Origin of the sequence: Streptomyces sp. FH025 (genome assembly GCF_017427025.1) — a bacterium.
In the GTDB taxonomy this organism is placed as follows: domain Bacteria; phylum Actinomycetota; class Actinomycetes; order Streptomycetales; family Streptomycetaceae; genus Kitasatospora.
Window position 1 is genome coordinate 1 of record NZ_JAFLNG010001214.1, and the last position, 1119, is coordinate 1119.

Annotated in this window: 2 protein-coding genes; both read left to right on the forward strand. The window is 77.4% G+C overall.

Annotated features, from left to right (window positions below):
* On the forward strand, positions 1-687 hold a 687-nt coding region (locus J0670_RS38495; RefSeq protein WP_207817414.1), incomplete at its 5' end, for an SDR family oxidoreductase.
* Positions 684-1119 (forward strand): polysaccharide deacetylase family protein (locus tag J0670_RS38500; protein WP_207817415.1); only part of this gene is annotated, 436 nt, incomplete at its 3' end. The genes J0670_RS38495 and J0670_RS38500, both read left to right, overlap by 4 nt.

Below are 1119 nucleotides of genomic sequence, written 5' to 3' on the forward strand. Positions count from 1 at the left end.
ACCCGCCTGGCCGCCGCCGGATGGCGGACCCTGCTCTCCGGCACCGACCGGGCCCGACTCGACGAGGCGGCCGAGCGCACCGGCGGAGTCGCCCTGCCCGAGGACCTGAGCAAGCCCGACGGCCCCCGCCGCCTCGCCGAGGCCGCGCTCGCCACCGCCGACCGGGTGGACGCGCTGGTCGCCAGCGCCGGCCTCGGCTGGCGCGGGCCGTTCGCCCGGACGCCCACCGACACCCTGGACCGGATGATCGAGGTCAACCTGGCCGCCCCGCTGCGCCTGGTCCGCCACCTGCTGCCCGGCATGCTGGAGCGCCGGCACGGCCGGATCGTGCTGCTCGGCTCGATGGCCGGACAGGTCGGCGTGCGCGACGAATCCGGCTACTCGGCCACCAAGGGCGGGCTGGCGATGTTCGCGGAGAGCCTCTGGTACGAGTTGCGCGGCACCGGCGTCGGCGTGCGGCTGGTGCTGCCGGGCCCGGTGGACACCCCCTTCTTCGACCGGCGCGGCACCCCCTACCAGCGGGAACGGCCGCGCCCGGTCTCGGCCGAGCGGGTCGCGGACACCGTCGTCGCGACCATCACCACCGAGCGGGACCGCCTCTACGTCCCGCACTGGCTCGGCCTCCCGGCCCGCGTCCACGGCGTCGCACCCGGCGTCTTCCGGCGCCTGGCCGCCCGCTTCGGATGAGCACGCCGGTCCGGCCCGCACCGATCAGGCCCGCACTGATCCGGTCGTCGATCGCCGCCGCGGGCCTGGGGCTCCTGCACCTCGCCCCCGCCGTCGTCCGCCTCCCACCGCTGCGCCGCACCCTGGCCCGCCGCACCGCCGGCTACGGGACCGACCCGCACCACCTCGCGCTGACCTTCGACGACGGCCCGGACCCGCGCAGCACCCCGTACGTCCTCGACGCGCTGGACGACCTCGGCGCCCGGGCCACCTTCTTCCTGCTCGGCGCGATGCTGGAACGCGCCCCCGCGCTCGGCCGCGAACTGGTGCTGCGCGGCCACGAGGTCGCGGTGCACGGCTGGCACCACCGGCAGCAGTGGTACCCGGCCCCCGCCCGCGACCTGCGCGAACTGCGCCGCGCCGCCGAGGCGGTCACCGACCTGTGCGGTGCCC